1 protein-coding gene is annotated in these 1,647 nt (G+C 35.9%); it reads right to left on the reverse strand.

The features are described 5' to 3' along the window. Positions 1-45 precede the first annotated feature (45 nt). Positions 46-1,647 (reverse strand): type ISP restriction/modification enzyme (locus AC0QT4_RS09035; RefSeq protein WP_473201333.1); only part of this gene is annotated, 1,602 nt, incomplete at its 5' end.

A 1,647-nucleotide genomic window follows, 5' to 3' on the forward strand; every position in this document is an offset into this window, starting at 1 on the left:
ATTATAAGATCTATACCCCTTATAAGATTGGCATGATTCATAAATCTATTCAGTTTCTCTTAATTCCAAATTTGGTAGGTTCTTAACAATCTTCATTGTTTCTAAACTTACCGTAATAACCCTTTGGAATAATTCCAATGGATAAGCAGGGTTTCCAACGGTCTCAACCGCATAGCGATTGGCATCATTAACAATGCCGCTCTTTTTATCAGTTTTTACACATTGACGCCCCATAACCCATTCAAGAGCGGGTCTACCATTTACGATATACTCATAAGCTTCCTTAGGTATATCTGTTATTGTGATATTACTATTGTAAATAACAGTGGTTTTATCCTTTTCTTTACCTGCTTTTGCGAATTTCATTTCTGTAACGTAATAGAATTTCTCAGGATTAGGGATATCTGTCATTTTTGGATTGCCTTTTTTAAAGGTCACGGGATAAGGCTCTACCGTCTCATAATTGACGTGCAAATTGCCTAATTCACGCCCCGCATTAACAAATGCCCAGAAATCTTCAGTGCTCTTTACGCAAGGGATGCGAGGGAGTTCTTTAGAGAGGTTATCAGCATAGCGAGCACGGTAATCTTCTGAATGCAAGATTCCGTAAATATAATAGAAGATATCATCTTTAGTGATTTTCTCATTAGGATAAGCAGCTTTAAAATGTGCTAATCCTTCATCAGTGATGGCATCACGACGTTGTAAACCAGCCGTTTTGCTTTCTTCTGTAGAATTTGCAAATAAATGGGATTGTTTTTCATTTTTATCTTTTGAAGCAGCGGCGTCTTCATAAAGGTATAATGGAAAGCATTGACTTTTCTCTATTGAATCAAGATTAGGCAAAGCATTACTCATCAGGACAGAAAAACCACATCTTGCACCTATGCCTGTAACTTGTATCACCCTATTATCAACCGTTTTTCCCATTGGGAATATCCGCATCTGATAAGCACCATCGCAGTTGAGAGCAGAATCACAATAAAGCCACTGTCGTGTAAAAGGACGATATAAGCTTTTTGTAAGGAAATTTTCCTTAAAGTTGAAAACTTTTCCTTTTATCAAATCTTGTTTGAGATTATAACTCCAACTTATTTTGCTCTCATCCGAGTCAACAAAATCATTTACAGCATTTGCATGTATTGTACGATTATTATGTGGATAGGAATCATTAAAACGTTTTACTTCGCTATTATAGAAAGCAATCATATTCTTCATATTTTTTGCTAAAAGCTTAAGGCTTGAGTTGTATGCCCACGCATCACGGCTGGTCATAATACCACGAGAGTAAGTCTCAAAAAGTTTCTTACCATGACCTTTCTTAATACCCATAGCTAAAAATGTTTCAAAACTATCATCACGTTGATTTATCCAATCACCATGCTTGTTTGGTGTAATGATTTGCCAACTTGATTTATCCGCAATACCCTTAACACTACTAAGGTACTCAAGAGCCGCAAGTTTACCTTTTGTTGTAAGATTATTGCCAATATCATGATAGTAAATTTTACAATCTCCAGAAACATTGGGATTTTTGATAAATAATGTTACAGCAATACCGGTCATACTACCATTGCCAAAAACATTTTCTCCTTCTTGAGCTCTACCACCACTTAACATGTTTTTACGAAGATCTCCTCGTAAATT

It is taken from the genome of Bartonella sp. EBT8, from assembly GCF_055796165.1.